The following is a 16,049-nucleotide window of genomic DNA, read 5'->3' on the forward strand; positions in this document are numbered from 1 at the left end:
GCAAAATAAAAGGATTATTCAAATGAGGTAAATTTATGATTTTTTTTGGGGCCTAATAAGAAGGGAGCTTGCGCTCCCTATAAACTGTTACTTAGTTCGCTTTGATATTCAGTGTTACACCGCTTGCTGCGCTGTAGCCACGTAAATCAATATACCAAGTACCTTGTTGTGGGTTTGCAATCGTACAAGTCTCGTTGTTACCGTTTTTATAAGGGCGACACTGATAGCTAGACGTTGTTGATTGAGAACCAAAGTTTACGTATAGATCCGCATCACCTGAACCACCTGAAATGCTCACTTCAAGGTTGCTGTAGCTGGCATTTAAGTCTTGTGTGAAGCGCGTCCAACCGCCAGATGCAACACTGACATTTGACTCTGTGCGGTCAATTGGTTGAGTTCCACCCGTTGAGCTGTAAGTACCAGTCAAAGTTACCCCTGAGATCTGATCCCACGCTTCGACCATCACGTAGTACTTACCAGCTTGGATGTTACTAATGTCGCAGCTTTCGTTGCTTGTAGAGGTTGTACTTTTACAATCGGAAGAGTTTAACGTCGGACGAGAACCGTGCTTCACATAAAGATCCGCATCACCGCTACCGCCAGAAGTCGTAAAGTTTAGACTAGTCGCATCAGCTGGCACATCAAGAGTAAAAAAAAGTTGCTCTTTTGCCGCGCCACTTATCCCAGTACGAGGCTGACCGTTCGTTAACTCTTCGTCGCCACCTGGAGGAGGTGGAGGGTTAGTATCACAGCTACTACCGGTGCTTAAATTAGAGTTAACGCCAACCGCAGCTAATGCAGCTTGTACGTCACCTGGTTCATAACCTAGGTCACATGCCGCATCCATCACGCCATTACCAGCTAAGTCCCAGTCAGTATTTGCAGTCCAATACATTTGGTTAGCTTTTGCCATTACGATAAAGGCTTTTTTCGTATCCCAACCCGCTGTAGTTGCCAGATTGTAGAAGGCTTTGTTGAACACCCCTGAAGTGTGGTGAACGTCCATGCTAGACGTATAGTTAGACTGATGGTCGATTGAGCGACCATCTTGCGTTGGATCATTCATATAACGTAATGCGCCACTGCCTTTGAAGATGTCTTGGCCAACTAACCAGTCATTGCTGCCTTTCATAAAGAATTCGGCGGCTTCACCTGCCATATCAGAAAATGCTTCGTTCAAACCACCTGATTTATAGCGGTATACCAAACCTGAGTTTTGCTCAGTGAAACCATGACTTACCTCGTGAGCAGATACATCAAGACTTACCAACGGATAGAATGTATTTGCACCATCACCAAATGTCATCGCGCTGCCATCCCAGAACGCATTTTCATAATTGCTGCTGTAGTGCACACGCATTTGCAATTGGAAAGACAAAGGTGCTGTACCTAGCCAATCGTTGTACATATTAAACACAACATTACCAAAATAATGCGCGTCGTTAAGCGGTGAATACGCACCGTTAATTTCTTTAACTGTGTTTTCTGGGCATGTAAAGCTATGTGCAGTCGAACCGCTGCTACCGTGATTTAAGTTAATTGTCTTAACGTTCGCATTCGTCATGGTACAAGTATTGCCCGACTGCGCTACGTCTAGATGACCATAATCAGTACCATACTGGTAACGACCGGTCTTTTGGTTACCACCAGGACCTGTCGCATTTGCATGCTGCAAGTTGTTGAAACTTTCTAACACTTCGCCTGTGTTTGCATCAATGATCAAATATGGCCGTTTAGGCTCATCACCATAAGTAACAAAAGTGATTTCATAGACTAAACGTGCCGTTGAATTGCCATCAAGCCAAATCGCAAGGCGAGACTTTTCGTTATGTTTTTTAAGCTTTTTGCCTGCACTAAGCGATTGCTTTTCAAACTGATTCAATGCCATTTTGGCATTTAGCTTGGGTTTTACCGAACCGATGTCAGCCGCGATGTTATAAACCGCTGCACCGTGAGCCTTTTTAAGCGCACCGGCATCGTCAAACGTTAAAATGACCGAATCGCCAATCACTGGTAATCCTTGGTACATTTGTTGAAAACGCTTAGTTACTTCACCTTTTTTACTATTGAAGCTTTTAAGCTCCTGTAGTTGGCTTGCGCTTTCCAAACCAATCAGCACTTCTGGTTGTGTACTCAACACAGTTTGAGAAGCTGATTTAAGCATAGTATTCATGTCAGCTTGCTGGTTTAAGTATTGTTTTGTTGCAGCTTGAGCACTGAGCGAAGTAAACGCAATCGCACACGCCGTAGCCATAGTTACTGTAGATAATTTCACGAATTACACTCCTAGTATTGTTGTTTTATTGTCCTTTTCATCATTGCTTAACAAAAAGCATTAGATGAAATGTGACTGTTTTCTCCTTCAACTGCAGAAGACATGGCAAGCCCATTAGCACTCGCCACGCCTTATTAGACTAGGCAGCAATTCAAATAAATAAACCCCAAGGTTAACATTTTAATAATATTTAATTTACTTTAAATATTTATGCAATGCTTTCATGTATTTGTTTAAAAAATAGACCCAAACTTAATATCTTGAATTAAGTAACAAAACATACATTTGTAAATTTTTTGATACAATATGAGTAAATATGCCAGTTTCTTCCCTAAACTAACTTTATAATCATTATGTTGTATCAAAACATGTAGTAACTACTCGGTAATTCTTTCTGGCTTGTGCTTCATTTGTTCACCCCATAACATCTGGAGTCTAAAATTATTTATAAAATTCAATACATTAGAAACATTACTGTTCCGGTATAACACTTGCAGTTTGAATAATTACGAGCTGCAACGAAATTAGGAGGAGTAATGGATACTTTTGAAATTTTATCCTACGCAGATCATAGAGTTGGGGCCGTTCTAACAGGGAAAGCAGCCGCAGAAAAATTGCAAAATGATTTGTTAAACAGTCACCTTGTTCAACATGAGCATCTAGAGCTGGTTAATCCGTATGACAAAGATGCCGACAAAAAACTTGAGCCTAAAAGCGAAAGTCGTCTTGCCAAAAACATGCTTAATTGGCATTTGTACCTTGGCAGCATGGGGGTGATATTAGGCTTTCTCATCGCAGGGCTATTGGTAAGTTATGGACCGGCTTTCACTCAAGCTAATCCTTATTTAACGTTTATCGCTTTATTAAGCCCCGGCTTATTTTTAGGGCTATTTGCTTCAGGCCTTATTTCTTTGCGTCCGGACAAAGATGCGTTTAACCAAGCGGTGATGAATAAAATCGCAGAGGGCAAGTGGCTGCTTATCATTAAAACGAATAATGAGGCGCATCGCAGCAAACTCATGTCGTTTTTTAAAAACAGCACCAAAGCAGACATTTTAAGCTAGAAAGAGGTAATCTACATGGAAATTTTTAATGCAATAAAGCAAGATCATGATCATCAACGCGCCCTATTGAAAATGTTGGCAGAAACGTCTGGTGATTCAAAGGTCCGCGAAAAGTACTATAAAGAGTTGAAAGACGCGTTAGAGGCACATGCCATCGCAGAAGAAAGATACTTTTACGCCCCGTTAATGGAAAGCGACATGACGATCGAAGACTCTCGCCACGGTATCGCCGAGCATCATGAGATTGATGAGTTAATTGAGGCACTGGATAATACGGAGTTTTCCGATCCTAGTTGGCTAACTAAATTGAAAAACCTCAAAGACAAAGTTGAGCATCACTTGGCTGACGAAGAGCAAGCGTTTTTCCAGCGAGCGGGTAAAGTACTTGATAAAAGTGAAAAGTCGCAACTTGCAGATGAGTATCAAAAAGAGATGGAAGAGCAGTTATAGTTTTCTATGCCCACAACATGTTGTGGGCATTTACTTTGCTGCATGTTGGTAAGCCTACACAGTCACAACAATTTACCAATTAATACCAGCCCAAGCATGAGCAGTAGTCCATTCATCACCAGCAAAAATTGCTTTTTAGGTAAGCGTTTCGCTAGGTGTACACCGAGTCTATTACCGAGCAACGCTAAAGGTGTAAAACAGATAGCAAGCAGCACATGTTGCCACTGTAACAACCCAGTTGCGGAGAAGGTCGCCAGCTTAATCACATTCATCAGTGCAAATAGTACCGCAACCGTCGCGATATAAGCCGTAGGCTCCAATTTTCGAGCGTTAAAATACACCATGAGTGGTGGGCCGCCAGCATGAATTAAGGTGGTGGAGATACCAGCTGCGGTAGAGGTGCTAGCGGCCAGTAACCTTAAGTGCCCAACACTTTCAGGTGTATTTTTAATCAGTAAGCTTTTAAGCGCAAATATTATGCTCATCGCTGCAATCACAACCGTTAGCCAAAACTCACTGACGCCTTGAAGAAAAAGCGTTGCTAAGGCTATCCCGACTAGTGTACCTGGCAATAACTGCTTTAATTCTGACACATTCCATAAGCGCCAATAGCTCTTCAGGCTAAAAACATCCGCGACGATAAGTAGCGGAAGCATCAACGCAATGGCGTCTCTTGGATTCAACACCATCATCAAAATTGGAACAGAAAACGCCCCTAACGCGCCTGCAAAGCCAGACTTTGAAATACCACTTAGCAGAACGACAAGGGCAATTACTGCAAGTTGAATTGGTTCTGTCATTCTTCAATTCCTTTAATTTTAGGCGCTGAATTTAATACCAATTTGCTTAGTTAAGTAATAAAAACCACAGCGCTTCAACATCTGTTACTGCAGTAACCTGCATGTTGTCACCGGCATTCAGGCCGATGCCATCGCCTTGCTGAAATGCCTCACCATCAAGCGTCGCTTCGCCGCCAACAATGTGCAAATAGGCTTTTTGCGCGTGCGCATTCAGCTCAATCTGTTGACCTTGATGTAGCTGCAAGCGGTGTATTTCAGCTTCTGCATTGATACTCAGAGTGCCCTGTGCGCCTGTAGGCGTAACAATCGGCGTAAGTGCACTACTTTGTTTAATTTGAATTTGTTCATAACTCGGCGTTATGCCTTTAAGCTTTGGCTCTATCCAAATTTGTAAAAAATGGGCAGGCGCTGTCTTTGAAGCATTATATTCTGAATGAAGAATGCCACTACCGGCGCTCATTCTCTGAACTTCACCTGCCGCCACAGTAAACTGATTACCCATACTATCTTGATGTGCTAATTCACCGTCAATGACATAGGAAATAATTTCCATATCTCGGTGACCATGAGTATCAAAGCCATGACCACCAAGTACTGTGTCATCATTGATCACCCTAAGATTACCAAATCCCATGTGGGCGGGATCATAATATCGACCAAATGAGAAACTATGTTGGCTTTGCAACCAACCAAAATCTGCTTTACCTCTATCTTGTGCTTTTCGAATATATCGCATGTTTCGCTCCAAACGCATGTTGATGACCTTAGTCTATTGCCTGTTTGAAACGAATAAAATTTGATAATTTAACATCAATCATTCTATTCAACAGAATCTTCCAACTGCATGCACTGATATCTTAACTCACCAATAAAAGCGCGCGCGGCGGGCCCAAGCCTGTCACCATCTTTAAAAATAAGATGAAGCTGTGCTTTACGCTGACTATGTTGCGAAAGTGGTAGTGGTTTCAAGACGCCAGAGTCTAGTTGCGTTTTAATAGCCGGAATAGGTAACCAAGCAAATCCTAAGCCTTGCGCTATCATATCTATCGAGGTTGTCATATGGCTCACCGTCCAACGTTGATGCGCCCCCAACCATCCTTCATCTTTTTTACGCGAGATTGCAGAATCTCTCACTACGATTTGACGATGGGATTTTAAGTCTTCGAATGTAAGCGTACGACCAAATTGATGTAATGCGTGATTGGGATTTGCCACTGCAACAAACTCGATTTGGCACAACTCTTCACTGAACCCATCTTGTAAAGTAACTGGAGAAATGGCGATATCTACGTCGGTATTTTGTAAAAGTTCTGATGCGCCTGTTAATACTGATTCGACCAACTCGACACGCAATAAAGGGTATTGTGCAGATGTATTTTCTAGCACCTTATAGAGTACCTGCTGTGGGAAAATTTCATCGACCGCAATGCGCAATTGACTCTCAACTCCCTCGCCCAGCGTCTGCCCTACCGCTTCCACTTTTGCCGCTTCTTCCAAGAGATAATTGGCACGGCGCAGCATCATTTCACCCGCTTCGGTTAACAGGGTTCTTCGCCCTTCGACTCTAAAAAGCTTAACACCAAGGCCTTCCTCAATTTTATGGACCGCAGTGTGGATACTTGACTGGCTTTTATGCACTTCTTTGGCAGCTTGATTAAAACCACCATATTCAACAACGGCTCTAAACATCCGCCATTGCTCTAGTGTCACTCTCAACATACTGATTTAACCTAATATTTATACGTTATTGTTCAATGGCTGGTGGTTTATCTTCACAATTTTCACCATGGCAGGTATTAAGATCTTCTTGCGCTTTTTCGTCCGCCTGCAGCACCTGTTTAAGGTCAGCCATACGCTGACGGATCGCAATACCATAGCTTTCATCATCTCCCCACACATCGGCGAGCATGTGCATAGATTCAACATCGTGTTTGGTAAAGAGGTAACCCGCTCGTGCGACATCTTCTTCGCTATGGCCCAATAACTTGAGCGCCTGTTCACCTAACTTCACAGCAGAGACAAAGGTTTCTCGCTCAAACACAGTGACACCCAATTTTATCAGTTGATAGGCATGGCGACGGTCGGTCGCACGAACTACAAGTTTTAGGTTAGGGAAATGTTGCTGCGCCAACCTGATGATTTCGAGGGTTTTATCTGGCTCATCAATCGCCACGACCAGCATTTGCGCTTCGTGAGCCCCTGCGGCTTCGAGCAAATCTAATCGAGCACCATCGCCATAAAACACTTGATTGCCAAAGCGGCGGAGTAATTCAATTTGGCTTGGGCTGTGATCCAAAATCGATAAATGATAACCCTGCGCATGAAGCAAACGCCCTATCACTTGGCCAAAACGCCCGTAGCCGACCACAATAACATTTTGTGTCGCTTCCATCGTCTCTAAGCTATCTTGTTCTTGAGGAGTATTGGCCTGACGTTCAACTATTTTGTCGTAAAGAATAAAAATGAGGGGCGATCCGAGCATCGATACCGCAACAACCAGTGTGACTAACGCGACTTGATCTGGAGTTAAAATTGCTAAACTGCCAGTAACAGAAAGTAGTACAAACGCGAACTCTCCGCCTTGACACAGGGCTGCAGTAAATAACCATGTCGCTCGCTTATGCAGTGAAAACGCCGTTGCCAACAAATATAAAATAACCGCCTTTAACCCCATTAACAGCACCACTGACGCTAAAATAAATAACCATTTTTGTGCCAATAAGGAAAAGTCGATTGATGCGCCGACTGTCATGAAAAAGAGGCCAAGAAGTAACCCTTTAAACGGTTCAATATCGGCTTCTAATTCATGGCGAAATTCACTTTCCGCGAGAACAACACCCGCGAGAAATGTTCCAAGCGCTGGGGATAAACCAATGCTTTGCATCAATAACGCGGTTGCGATAACGATAAATAGCGCCACTACGGTAAATAGTTCGCGCATTCGAGTGCTGGCAATATACCTAAATAACGGTGCGGCGACATAATGCCCAGCAGCGATAATAGCCAAAATCACAAAAACAGCGATAATCACTTGGAGATAAGTCGGAAAAGCATGTAACAAATTGCCGTGACCATCACTCACAGCCAAATCACTAAATGCTAACAACGGCATAATCGCGAGAATGGGGATCACGGCTATATCTTGAAATAACAACACTGAAAACGCATTTTGACCGCCAGATTGTTTAATCAAGCCTTTTTCATTTAAGGTTTGCAGTGCAATGGCGGTAGAAGACAGTGCCAACATTAACGCAATGGCTAATGATTGCTGCCACAAAAAGCCAAGCGCTAAATCAATCGCGAAATAGAGTACAGCCGTTGTTATAACCACTTGTAAGCCACCGAGACCAACTATAGAGCGGCGCATTGTCCAGAGCCTTTTGGGCTGTAACTCAAGCCCGACTAAGAATAGCATCATCACTACACCAAACTCGGCAAAGTGCATGACGTCCGTTTGCTCCCCCACAAGATGAAGAAGGTGAGGACCAATTAGGATCCCTGCCAATAAGTATCCAAGCACAGAGCCAAGCCCTAGCCGTTTAGCGATTGGCACCGCCAATATCGCAGCAGCCAAATAGATAGTCGCGAGCAGTAACATAATAAAGACACCTGTTGTTGTTATCGTCTTTATTATGTTCAGGGTAAGTGCATTTATCCAGTCTTCGTTCTAAAAAACAAAATATAAGTGACTAAAATCCAGCAATTAATTTTGTAAATCCGAATATATTGTAGGATGGCAGATCTGCATCAAAATACTTGGATCTGGCACCGCAGCAAAGCCAAATTTTTCATATAGAGTATGCGCATCAAACGTTGCCAGCATAAAGCGCCTTAAGCCTTGTAGCTCTGGATGTTCAACCACGGCTTGAACAATCGCTTTGCCTACCCCTTTACCTCTGGCACTTTCCTCAACTATCACGTCAGCAAGATAGGCAAAGGTGGCGTAGTCAGTTATCACACGACAAAAACCCTGAAACTCGCCTTTATCATCCAAACACATGAAACTCAGGCTATTTTGAATGGCTTTTTCTAGCAATGCTTTAGGCATTTGTTTTGCCCAATAAGCATTAGAGATCAGTGCATGGATAGTATCAAGGTGGCGCAAAATAAGAGGAGTATCAGTGGTTATCATTATTGTCCCGGTTAACAGCAAGAGTAGAGCTAAAAATTAAGCGATTTTTAGCACGAAGCAAAGTGAAATTTTCAAAGTCATAAATCTTTCATTATTTCGTCACCCTTCCGTAAATAAAGCGGCGTAATCTCCTTTTCGAAGACTCCCCTTGATTGATTTAGAGTTGTTGGCAGTGTTGACTCAGTTAACACTGCTTTTTTTTTGCTTGATACCAAAAAATAAAAAACGGCGCTCTAAGCGCCGTAATTAACCAAACTTTTGAATAACTAACCTAAGTTTATTTGATAGGTTGGTGGTTGGTTAAGTTTATTGCCGAGTCGGGATAATCCTTTCCACCATGCAAATCCAAACAACAACATCGCTACAATCCAAAGTGAAGCACTCGTCGGCGAGGTACTTAACTGACTAGCTTGGTAAACTAAAGTCGCCATGATATAAGCAATTGAGGTCGTCCAGCCAATCACAAGCCACATCCACTTACCGCCAGATTCACGCTTAATTGCACCTAATACCGCTACACAAGGAGTATAGAGTAAGATAAAGACAAGATAACTAAATGCACCGATTTGACCATTAAATTTCGCGGCCATTGCAGTAAGTAGCGCAGTGCCACTTTCAGCGCCTGACTCTAATTCGTTAAGTCCTAATGGATCACCAAGGTTTGCGATAAGATCGTTACTATTGTCTACTATAGTCATCAGCGCTTCTTGTAACGAAGCCAACAATGAAAACTCTCCACCTTCTTCTTCAGCACCGGTATAAAGCGCATCTAAAGTTCCGACGATGGCTTCTTTGGCGAACATACCAGTCACAACACCAACCGTCGCAGGCCAGTTTTCTTCTTTTAACCCAATTGGCTCAAAGATTGGCGTGACCACTTGTGCAACCTTCGCCAAAAGTGACCTATCGGTATTCTCATTGCCAAACGAACCGTCGGTACCAATCGAGTTTAATGCACTGAGTAAAATAACCACCATGACAATTGTTTTGCCAGCACGTTTGATAAAGCCGCTCAGACGCTGCCAAGTGGTAATGAATATATTGCGCCAAATTGGCATATGATACGCTGGCATCTCGGTAAACGAGGGTAATTTTTGCGTTTTGAATACTTGCTTTCTAAATAAAAAGCCAGAACCTACCGCAACCACTATGCCAAGCAAATACAGACCAAAAACAACATTGGCTCCGTTCGTTGGAAAGAAAGCCGCAGCAAATAACGCATATACCGTCAAACGTGCGCCGCAGGACATAAATGGCGCCATAATAATCGTCAGTAATCTATCTGACTCTCGGCCCATCGTTCTTGACGCCATAACCGCAGGCACATTACAGCCGAATCCAACGATCAAAGGTACAAAAGCATTGCCCGGTAGACCAATGGATGACATCAAACGGTCAATAACAAACGCGGCCCGAGAAAGATAACCACTGTCTTCCAAAATGGATAAGCACAGATATAGCACCGCAATAACAGGGATGAAGGTCGCCACTAATTGAATACCCGCACCAAAACCATCAGCCAATAACACACCCAGCCATTGAGGTGCGCCAATATCTGCCAGCAAGATTTTTACACCATCGATGAGTAAGGCACCCATTGCGATGTCGAAAAAGTCAATAAATACAGCGCCAACGTTGACTGCAATGGTAAACATTAGATACATCATGGCTAAGAAAATAGGCACACCAAGCCAGCGGTTGAGCACGATTTTATCAAGTGTTTCTGTCGTGTCTGCACGTTTTGGCGTTATGATACTTACACCATCAGCCAATTTTTTCACTGCTTGGTGACGGGCAACCGCTTTTTCGAGGGGATCGCCGCTGGCGCTTTCGGTGTTTGCAGCCACAGGTGCTTTTGGAAAACGAGTGATCTGCGCGAGTTGTTCCAATAACGCTTCTTGCCCTGTACCTTTAGCGCCGTGGAAAGGCACTACAGGTAACCCTAACTGTTCAGAGAGTCTTTTTAAATCTAGCGTTCTCCCGCGCTGAGTTGCAACATCAACCATATTTGCAACAACGAGAATTGGTTTGCCTAACTCTTTCAGTTGGGAAGTCAATATTAGATTTCGCTGTAAGTTAGCGGCATCCACGATGTTAATGATGACATCAGCTTCATTTTGCTTTAGGAAGTCACACGCGATTTGCTCATCTTGGCTTGGCTCAATTTGCTCCATGCTATAGAGACCGGGTAAATCTACCAATTCTACGTTTGTGTTTTCTAAAGCAAAATAGCCGAATTTTTTCTCGACAGTTACCCCTGGCCAATTCCCTACTTTTTGTTTAGAGCCGGTCAGACGGTTAAATAATGTGGTTTTCCCGCAGTTCGGGTTGCCCACTAACGCAATTTTCATACGTGAGCCCTTTATAACTATAAAACTTCAATTTCAACGAACTGTGCGTCGGCCTTACGCACGCTCACAAAGGTATCGCCAATTTTCACTTGTATCGGGCATCCAAGTGGTGCGACGTTAATAACTTTTATTTGCTCACCAGGAATAATTCCAAGTGCCATTATTCGACTCAGTAACGCAGTATCTGGATGGGTAAGAGAAGTAATGGTCGCTGCGCTATTTTTGGAAAGTTTATCTAATGTCATTGATTATGAGAACAATTTGCAATAAAAGTATGGCGCATCATACCTCATTGACTATTTTCTTTAAACTAGATTGCGACAATAATCTATTATTGCATGTTATTTAAGGTGTTTACTAGTTCAGATGAGTTAAACCATTGCCATATGCCTGACAGTATTAAGGGGTCCAGCCAATGAGTAGCGACAAAAAATGAACACTCAAAAGCATTGCAGTGGAATTAGACGTGTAAAATGCAACTATATCGAATGCTTTTAATAGATCAACTCTCTAAATCCAAACGAGAATAAATCCTAAAAGCCTGTAAAGAATTAGGTTATTTTGGCCCAAGCAAAGTAGCCCAACTGCGGCATAAGGGCTCGTTTAACATTGTCGCGCTGGTACTACCCGATAGCGTTAAATATATGGTATCAGATCCCGTTGCGAGTAGCTTTATACGAGGGGTTGCAAGCGTTTTAGAAACTCAGCATATCAACGTACTGTTGTTCTCAAGCACCGCAGATAATGTCGGTAACATCGTCAATTTTGTCGACGGCTTAATTTGTCATGGCCGCCTGTGTAACTCCAAGTTAATTGAGCATATTGCGAATGTTAGCAAACAGGTTGTAACGGTTGACTTTGACTTACCCGCGCATACCAGTAGTAATATCAAAATAGTGAAGAAAAAGGCCGAGAAGCAGCCAAACTCTTCTTGGATAAAAGCGATGATAAAGTAATGCTTGGCTATACCTTAAAAATGGGGTAAAGCTGTTAGTTGCCCCAAGATAAATACTTAAATATGAGAAGCCCCTTACGGACAACCACCCTCCATTTCGAAAAGCACCTCTCCCCAAGGATCATAGAATGTCCATGTACAAGACTCTCCACCTTGACCTCCACCAGAACTGCGACTTGGATATCGCCCAGTAGCCGGCGGTAAGTCAATCCCACCACCTGAAGTATCACTACTTTTCACACTCGCTTTTCTATATATATTAAGCGTCTCAAGAACACAATTCGATACTTGATTGAGGCTTGCAGGACTCTCTCTTAAATAGCGCACGGTTATTCCTGCAAATTTCGTCATGTCTTTGTTTAAATCCATGCGGATATCATCACTAAACTCTAAATTATATACCACTCTATGATTGCCATTAATTTCATCATAAAATTCTACATCTATCATTCTTCTTCGCGGTACATACTCTACTTGATTTTTAAATCCAACACCTCCCAAACCTATCTTGAAGCCAAACTGAGTAACACGAGTAGTCTCAAATGCCGCCCCTAAGCTACCATATTCTTCAATTAATTCATTTTCCGCACGTCTTCGCAGAGTCGTTCTTGTCCTATCGTCGAAAGCGAGTTTCGCAGCTCGGGTAATAGCTTCATTTTCACAGTTATTTTCAGATAACGCTTGCTGGCGGATAATGCTAGTATCGATACCCAGCGTAGATTGCATACTTGATGAATTATACTCTTGGGAAACTTTCGTTGTTGCCCGGCCCCAAGCATCATAAGACTTGCTTAACTCGTCCACCAAATCATTTGCATAACGAGGAACAGCCTGAATAACGGCTTGTAAGTTATTGGTCAGCTCATGACGCCATCCACCTTGATTTGGATGTGACAGTTTATAAAGCCATTTTTCCTTTGTGACTGCATTAACAATTAATACGTTTTTAGGGCTTGAATAACAGGTTTGAGAGTAGTTGCGATCAAATGGACCGCCATCATCATAACATGTGATTTCAGGTTCATACTTCTTTGCAAAACTCAGCGCGTTTCCAGTGTTACATGTGTAACACAATTCTGAATCATACATTTTTCTCGTTGCTGCCTCAGAATCAGATGAGTATGCAAAACCAAGAAAGCAAATTGACGCAAGTGTTACACCTGCTAAATGTATATTCATTTATATTTTCCTTAATAATTACATCGAATAAATCGGGTACAGTATAATATTAAAAACATAAAAAAAACAATATATTTACAATATAAAACGCTATTAGATTCTTTTTGAGGTATAACCTGCCAATATCAAAAAGGTGCTTGATAGCAGCAGACATGCAACCAAACCATAATGCAGAAATACCCAGCCGGATAAAACGGTTCCTATCAGTCTTCCCATTGCGTTCGCCATATAATAGAAGCCCACCTCAAGTGACACTCCATCAATATCAGCCAAACCCACTATGAGGTAGCTGTGAATAGATGAATTGATAGCAAACACAAACCAACCTCCCGCGCAGCAAACAACATATTAATTGATCGGCTTTTTAAAAATATATCGCTAAATTTGGGCTTGCTTTTAACCACCCCTAAATCACTTTTTAAGCTGATAAGGCTAAACAACCTCACTAGTAACAACATGATTACCATCAACGGCTTTGATGTACTTTCAGTTACGCCCCACTCTGTTCATTTCACAACCACGCAAGGCTTAGGTAGTAATAATCACATTCATTTAGGGGATATGCGAGACGGAATGCCTTCTGTAGTTGATAGTATCGGCTTTGAAGCAAATTTCAATCTAGGTAATGACTGGCAAATCGAGTATCTTAGGCACATTTATGTCACCTTCCGTGCTGAGGTCGCACATATATAGCCAAGCAATTGCCGAGAGCATAGCTGAGACAGATGCAACACTCACCTTTGCCAACGGACCAAAAGCGGATCAAGCGTTCAATCAAACACTACTAATGCGCGTTTATATCTTCGAAGGGGAAATCAATAATTTCGACAACATCATGGATGACTTAAAACTCACCAAATCACTTGGTACTGACACGTCACTCACCTTCGGCTACTTCATGTCGTCGCAGAGTATTAATATGTCTTGGTTATGGAATTCGTCTTGCTCGAAGTTACAGGAGGTAACGCAGCGCCTGTCAACGAGGCTGCTGAAGATGAAGTGACACAATATGAATCTGGTATCAAACAAAAGTTTGAACAAGATACTATCGGTTTAAGCCTGATCACGGGGTATTTCATTTCTGCTCAAATACGCTTACCAATGCAGAAGTTTTAAGTACCACCGTGGCAGGACTTATCTTGCTTATCAAAACGTATAGGGGCTTGCTACCCTATGTCGACATATTAAAATTGAATAAAGATGAGCTGAGACATCTCGCTGAAGAAAAGGGCATGAGAAGTGATATAAACAGTGAAAAGACAAGCTATGGAAATTGCCGACTAAATAAAAAAGGCCGCAGCGGCGGCCAAACACATCATGGGTAAAACAATGAAGGGATGTAAGTGTGAATACACGAGTCATTCTATGTGAATAATCATAAATTAAAATCACATTATAAAGATTGTTATCATCGCTTTTTTCGAATGGTCTATTTCTGCTACGCTCGTGATACAATCGCGAGATTAAAAACTACAACAAATTGTCTATGCCATTACTTTGGATTGTTACTTTACTTTGGGCGTTCTCGTTTTCTTTGATTGGTGTCTATTTAGCAGGCCAAGTCGATGCTTGGTTTAGCGCTTTGTCTAGAACCTTGCTAGCAGCGATTGTGTTTATTCCATTTTTGAAATTGAACTCGGTGAATAAGGAGTTGATAATCAAGTTGATGGCAATCGGTGCAGTGCAGATTGGTCTGATGTATGGCTTTTACTATCATTCTTTTTTATACCTAAGCGTACCTGAAGTGTTGCTATTCACAGTGATGACACCCATCTATATTACTGCACTCAATGACTTACTAAATCGCTCGTTCAATGCCACTTTTTTGCTGTCTGCGCTCATAGCTATCATTGGTGCAATCACCATTAGATTTACGGAGCTTACCAGCGACTACCTTTTTGGCTTACTACTAGTGCAAGGCGCAAACCTTTGCTTTGCGATAGGCCAAGTAAGTTACAAACGCTTAAGTAACCATTACCAGTTGGTACACCACCAAAGCTTCGGCTTTTTCTTTATTGGTGCGTCCCTCGTGCTCGCCATTGGATTTATGTTATTCGGTAATCCCCAGCAACTCCCAAGTACGAATCTACAATGGGGAATACTGATTTATTTAGGCTTGATTGCTTCAGGCGTCGGGTATTATGTCTGGAACTTAGGACTGACCCGCGTCTCGGTGGGTGAACTCGCGGTAATGAACAATGTACTGATCCCCGCTGGGATCATTGTCAATTTGCTGATTTGGAACCGAGAAGCTGATCTCGTTCGCCTTGGTGTTGGTAGTGCTATTATTTTTGTGGCGTTGCTCTATAGTAAAAACGGTGCAAAAGTATAACCCTTTTTTACTTATTTACTGGGTTCGACAGAGTCAAACTCCATTTGTGAATTGAAACACGCCAACGCTTCGATATCTTGATATGGCTCTGTTGACCAACATGCTTTTCTAAAACGCTCATACACTTCACGAAAAGGTGTACAAATTAGCTCAGATTCATCCATCATAATACAGCTAAAGTCTTCAGACTTTATTACAATATAGAGATACTCTCTTCCGCCTTCTTCAGCAAAAAATACGGAATCCCAAAAGTATCCTTTCTGTCGCATCTCTTCTCTCGGAAACGCGATATTATCCTGCATATAGGCAAGTAACTCATCCACTTGAGGACGAGCATTCAAGTTTAATTTTATCTTTAGCAGTTTTGTTTCCATGGAATAAGATTAACCCCTCCAACCTTTAACCATTTTGGTACTGAGCTGTAGTGGTCAACTAATTCTGGACAGTGAATTAAGTTTTTCTTCTGCTACTGCTGGAGCTTGCATATCGTTATGACTATGAGGCCTTCTCC

Annotated in this window: 16 protein-coding genes and 1 pseudogene; 6 read left to right on the top strand and 11 right to left on the bottom strand. The window is 42.3% G+C overall.

The window, feature by feature from the left end:
- Positions 1 to 91 precede the first annotated feature (91 nt).
- On the bottom strand, positions 92 to 2,275 hold the full coding sequence (locus CKO50_RS20445) for a M4 family metallopeptidase (protein WP_095729659.1): 2,184 nt from the start codon (positions 2,273 to 2,275) through the stop codon (positions 92 to 94).
- A gap of 536 nt (positions 2,276 to 2,811) precedes the next feature.
- On the opposite strand from CKO50_RS20445, the gene CKO50_RS20450 reads away from it, so the two are divergent.
- Positions 2,812 to 3,339: a hypothetical protein gene (locus CKO50_RS20450; RefSeq protein ID WP_095729660.1), complete on the top strand. Its 528-nt coding sequence runs from the start codon at positions 2,812 to 2,814 to the stop codon at positions 3,337 to 3,339.
- A 15-nt stretch (positions 3,340 to 3,354) separates the two neighbouring features.
- The gene (locus CKO50_RS20455; protein WP_095729661.1) at positions 3,355 to 3,789 is read left to right on the top strand and encodes a hemerythrin domain-containing protein; all 435 of its coding nucleotides are present in this window, start codon (positions 3,355 to 3,357) and stop codon (positions 3,787 to 3,789) included.
- Between the two features lie 62 nt (positions 3,790 to 3,851).
- Here CKO50_RS20455 and CKO50_RS20460 read toward each other — a convergent pair whose 3' ends face one another.
- The 7 genes from CKO50_RS20460 to CKO50_RS20490 all read right to left on the bottom strand — a co-directional run bounded on the left by CKO50_RS20460 (position 3,852) and on the right by CKO50_RS20490 (position 11,317).
- Positions 3,852 to 4,589, bottom strand: coding sequence for a sulfite exporter TauE/SafE family protein (locus CKO50_RS20460; RefSeq protein WP_095729662.1), 738 nt, complete (start codon positions 4,587 to 4,589; stop codon positions 3,852 to 3,854).
- 46 nt (positions 4,590 to 4,635) lie between these two features.
- The gene (locus tag CKO50_RS20465; protein WP_095729663.1) at positions 4,636 to 5,325 is read right to left on the bottom strand and encodes a pirin family protein; all 690 of its coding nucleotides are present in this window, start codon (positions 5,323 to 5,325) and stop codon (positions 4,636 to 4,638) included.
- Between the two features lie 83 nt (positions 5,326 to 5,408).
- Complete coding sequence (locus CKO50_RS20470) at positions 5,409 to 6,308, bottom strand: LysR family transcriptional regulator (RefSeq protein ID WP_095729664.1); 900 nt, start codon at positions 6,306 to 6,308, stop codon at positions 5,409 to 5,411.
- A gap of 25 nt (positions 6,309 to 6,333) precedes the next feature.
- Positions 6,334 to 8,187, bottom strand: coding sequence for a monovalent cation:proton antiporter-2 (CPA2) family protein (locus tag CKO50_RS20475; protein WP_095729665.1), 1,854 nt, complete (start codon positions 8,185 to 8,187; stop codon positions 6,334 to 6,336).
- Between the two features lie 105 nt (positions 8,188 to 8,292).
- Entirely contained in the window at positions 8,293 to 8,721 is a 429-nt protein-coding gene (locus CKO50_RS20480; protein ID WP_095729666.1) for a GNAT family N-acetyltransferase, read from the bottom strand.
- Between the two features lie 266 nt (positions 8,722 to 8,987).
- Positions 8,988 to 11,072 carry a ferrous iron transport protein B gene (gene feoB, locus CKO50_RS20485; protein ID WP_095729667.1) on the bottom strand — a complete coding sequence of 695 codons (2,085 nt, stop codon included), beginning with the start codon at positions 11,070 to 11,072 and terminating at the stop codon, positions 8,988 to 8,990.
- Positions 11,073 to 11,089: 17 nt separating this feature from the next.
- Positions 11,090 to 11,317 (bottom strand): FeoA family protein, encoded by a 228-nt coding sequence (locus CKO50_RS20490; RefSeq protein WP_095729668.1) that lies wholly within the window; start codon positions 11,315 to 11,317, stop codon positions 11,090 to 11,092.
- A gap of 399 nt (positions 11,318 to 11,716) precedes the next feature.
- Here CKO50_RS20490 and CKO50_RS24945 point away from each other — a divergent pair, with 399 nt between their 5' ends.
- Positions 11,717 to 12,028 (top strand): hypothetical protein, encoded by a 312-nt coding sequence (locus tag CKO50_RS24945; RefSeq protein WP_255230659.1) that lies wholly within the window; start codon positions 11,717 to 11,719, stop codon positions 12,026 to 12,028.
- Between the two features lie 74 nt (positions 12,029 to 12,102).
- Here the strand turns inward: CKO50_RS24945 and CKO50_RS20500 are convergent, their stop codons facing one another.
- Both CKO50_RS20500 and CKO50_RS24950 read right to left on the bottom strand, forming a co-directional pair.
- Positions 12,103 to 13,206, bottom strand: a complete 1,104-nt coding sequence (locus CKO50_RS20500; protein WP_255230661.1) for a hypothetical protein — start codon at positions 13,204 to 13,206, stop codon at positions 12,103 to 12,105.
- A 93-nt stretch (positions 13,207 to 13,299) separates the two neighbouring features.
- Positions 13,300 to 13,673: pseudogene (locus tag CKO50_RS24950) on the bottom strand (hypothetical protein); the annotation flags it as partial.
- Here CKO50_RS24950 and CKO50_RS24955 point away from each other — a divergent pair.
- The 3 genes from CKO50_RS24955 (at position 13,663) to CKO50_RS20520 (ending at position 15,538) form a co-directional block, all read left to right on the top strand.
- Entirely contained in the window at positions 13,663 to 13,899 is a 237-nt protein-coding gene (locus CKO50_RS24955; RefSeq protein WP_255230663.1) for a hypothetical protein, read from the top strand. The pseudogene CKO50_RS24950 and the gene CKO50_RS24955 overlap by 11 nt on opposite strands.
- On the top strand, positions 13,865 to 14,209 hold the full coding sequence (locus CKO50_RS24960) for a hypothetical protein (protein WP_255230664.1): 345 nt from the start codon (positions 13,865 to 13,867) through the stop codon (positions 14,207 to 14,209). The genes CKO50_RS24955 and CKO50_RS24960 overlap by 35 nt, the downstream gene beginning before the upstream one ends.
- A 483-nt stretch (positions 14,210 to 14,692) precedes the next feature.
- On the top strand, positions 14,693 to 15,538 hold the full coding sequence (locus CKO50_RS20520) for an EamA family transporter (RefSeq protein WP_095729669.1): 846 nt from the start codon (positions 14,693 to 14,695) through the stop codon (positions 15,536 to 15,538).
- Positions 15,539 to 15,549: 11 nt separating this feature from the next.
- On the opposite strand, the gene CKO50_RS20525 is transcribed toward CKO50_RS20520, so the two are convergent.
- Positions 15,550 to 15,912 carry a DUF6176 family protein gene (locus CKO50_RS20525; protein WP_095729670.1) on the bottom strand — a complete coding sequence of 121 codons (363 nt, stop codon included), beginning with the start codon at positions 15,910 to 15,912 and terminating at the stop codon, positions 15,550 to 15,552.
- Positions 15,913 to 16,049: the final 137 nt, after the last annotated feature.

Source organism: Pseudoalteromonas sp. HM-SA03 (assembly GCF_002289345.1).
GTDB lineage: Bacteria > Pseudomonadota > Gammaproteobacteria > Enterobacterales > Alteromonadaceae > Pseudoalteromonas.

What these genes read in the sequence shown, in the direction of transcription:
- CKO50_RS20475 (WP_095729665.1), bottom strand. Translation starts at nt 8,187, where the DNA reads ATGTTACTGCTCGCGACTATCTATTTGGCTGCTGCGATATTGGCGGTG.
- CKO50_RS20500 (WP_255230661.1), bottom strand. Translation starts at nt 13,206, where the DNA reads ATGAATATACATTTAGCAGGTGTAACACTTGCGTCAATTTGCTTTCTT.
- CKO50_RS24945 (WP_255230659.1), top strand. Translation starts at nt 11,717, where the DNA reads ATGGTATCAGATCCCGTTGCGAGTAGCTTTATACGAGGGGTTGCAAGC.
- CKO50_RS24955 (WP_255230663.1), top strand. Translation starts at nt 13,663, where the DNA reads ATGATTACCATCAACGGCTTTGATGTACTTTCAGTTACGCCCCACTCT.
- CKO50_RS20470 (WP_095729664.1), bottom strand. Translation starts at nt 6,308, where the DNA reads ATGTTGAGAGTGACACTAGAGCAATGGCGGATGTTTAGAGCCGTTGTT.
- CKO50_RS20460 (WP_095729662.1), bottom strand. Translation starts at nt 4,589, where the DNA reads ATGACAGAACCAATTCAACTTGCAGTAATTGCCCTTGTCGTTCTGCTA.
- CKO50_RS20465 (WP_095729663.1), bottom strand. Translation starts at nt 5,325, where the DNA reads ATGCGATATATTCGAAAAGCACAAGATAGAGGTAAAGCAGATTTTGGT.
- CKO50_RS20520 (WP_095729669.1), top strand. Translation starts at nt 14,693, where the DNA reads ATGCCATTACTTTGGATTGTTACTTTACTTTGGGCGTTCTCGTTTTCT.
- CKO50_RS24960 (WP_255230664.1), top strand. Translation starts at nt 13,865, where the DNA reads ATGTCACCTTCCGTGCTGAGGTCGCACATATATAGCCAAGCAATTGCC.
- CKO50_RS20455 (WP_095729661.1), top strand. Translation starts at nt 3,355, where the DNA reads ATGGAAATTTTTAATGCAATAAAGCAAGATCATGATCATCAACGCGCC.
- CKO50_RS20525 (WP_095729670.1), bottom strand. Translation starts at nt 15,912, where the DNA reads ATGGAAACAAAACTGCTAAAGATAAAATTAAACTTGAATGCTCGTCCT.
- CKO50_RS20450 (WP_095729660.1), top strand. Translation starts at nt 2,812, where the DNA reads ATGGATACTTTTGAAATTTTATCCTACGCAGATCATAGAGTTGGGGCC.
- CKO50_RS20480 (WP_095729666.1), bottom strand. Translation starts at nt 8,721, where the DNA reads ATGATAACCACTGATACTCCTCTTATTTTGCGCCACCTTGATACTATC.
- CKO50_RS20490 (WP_095729668.1), bottom strand. Translation starts at nt 11,317, where the DNA reads ATGACATTAGATAAACTTTCCAAAAATAGCGCAGCGACCATTACTTCT.
- feoB (WP_095729667.1), bottom strand. Translation starts at nt 11,072, where the DNA reads ATGAAAATTGCGTTAGTGGGCAACCCGAACTGCGGGAAAACCACATTA.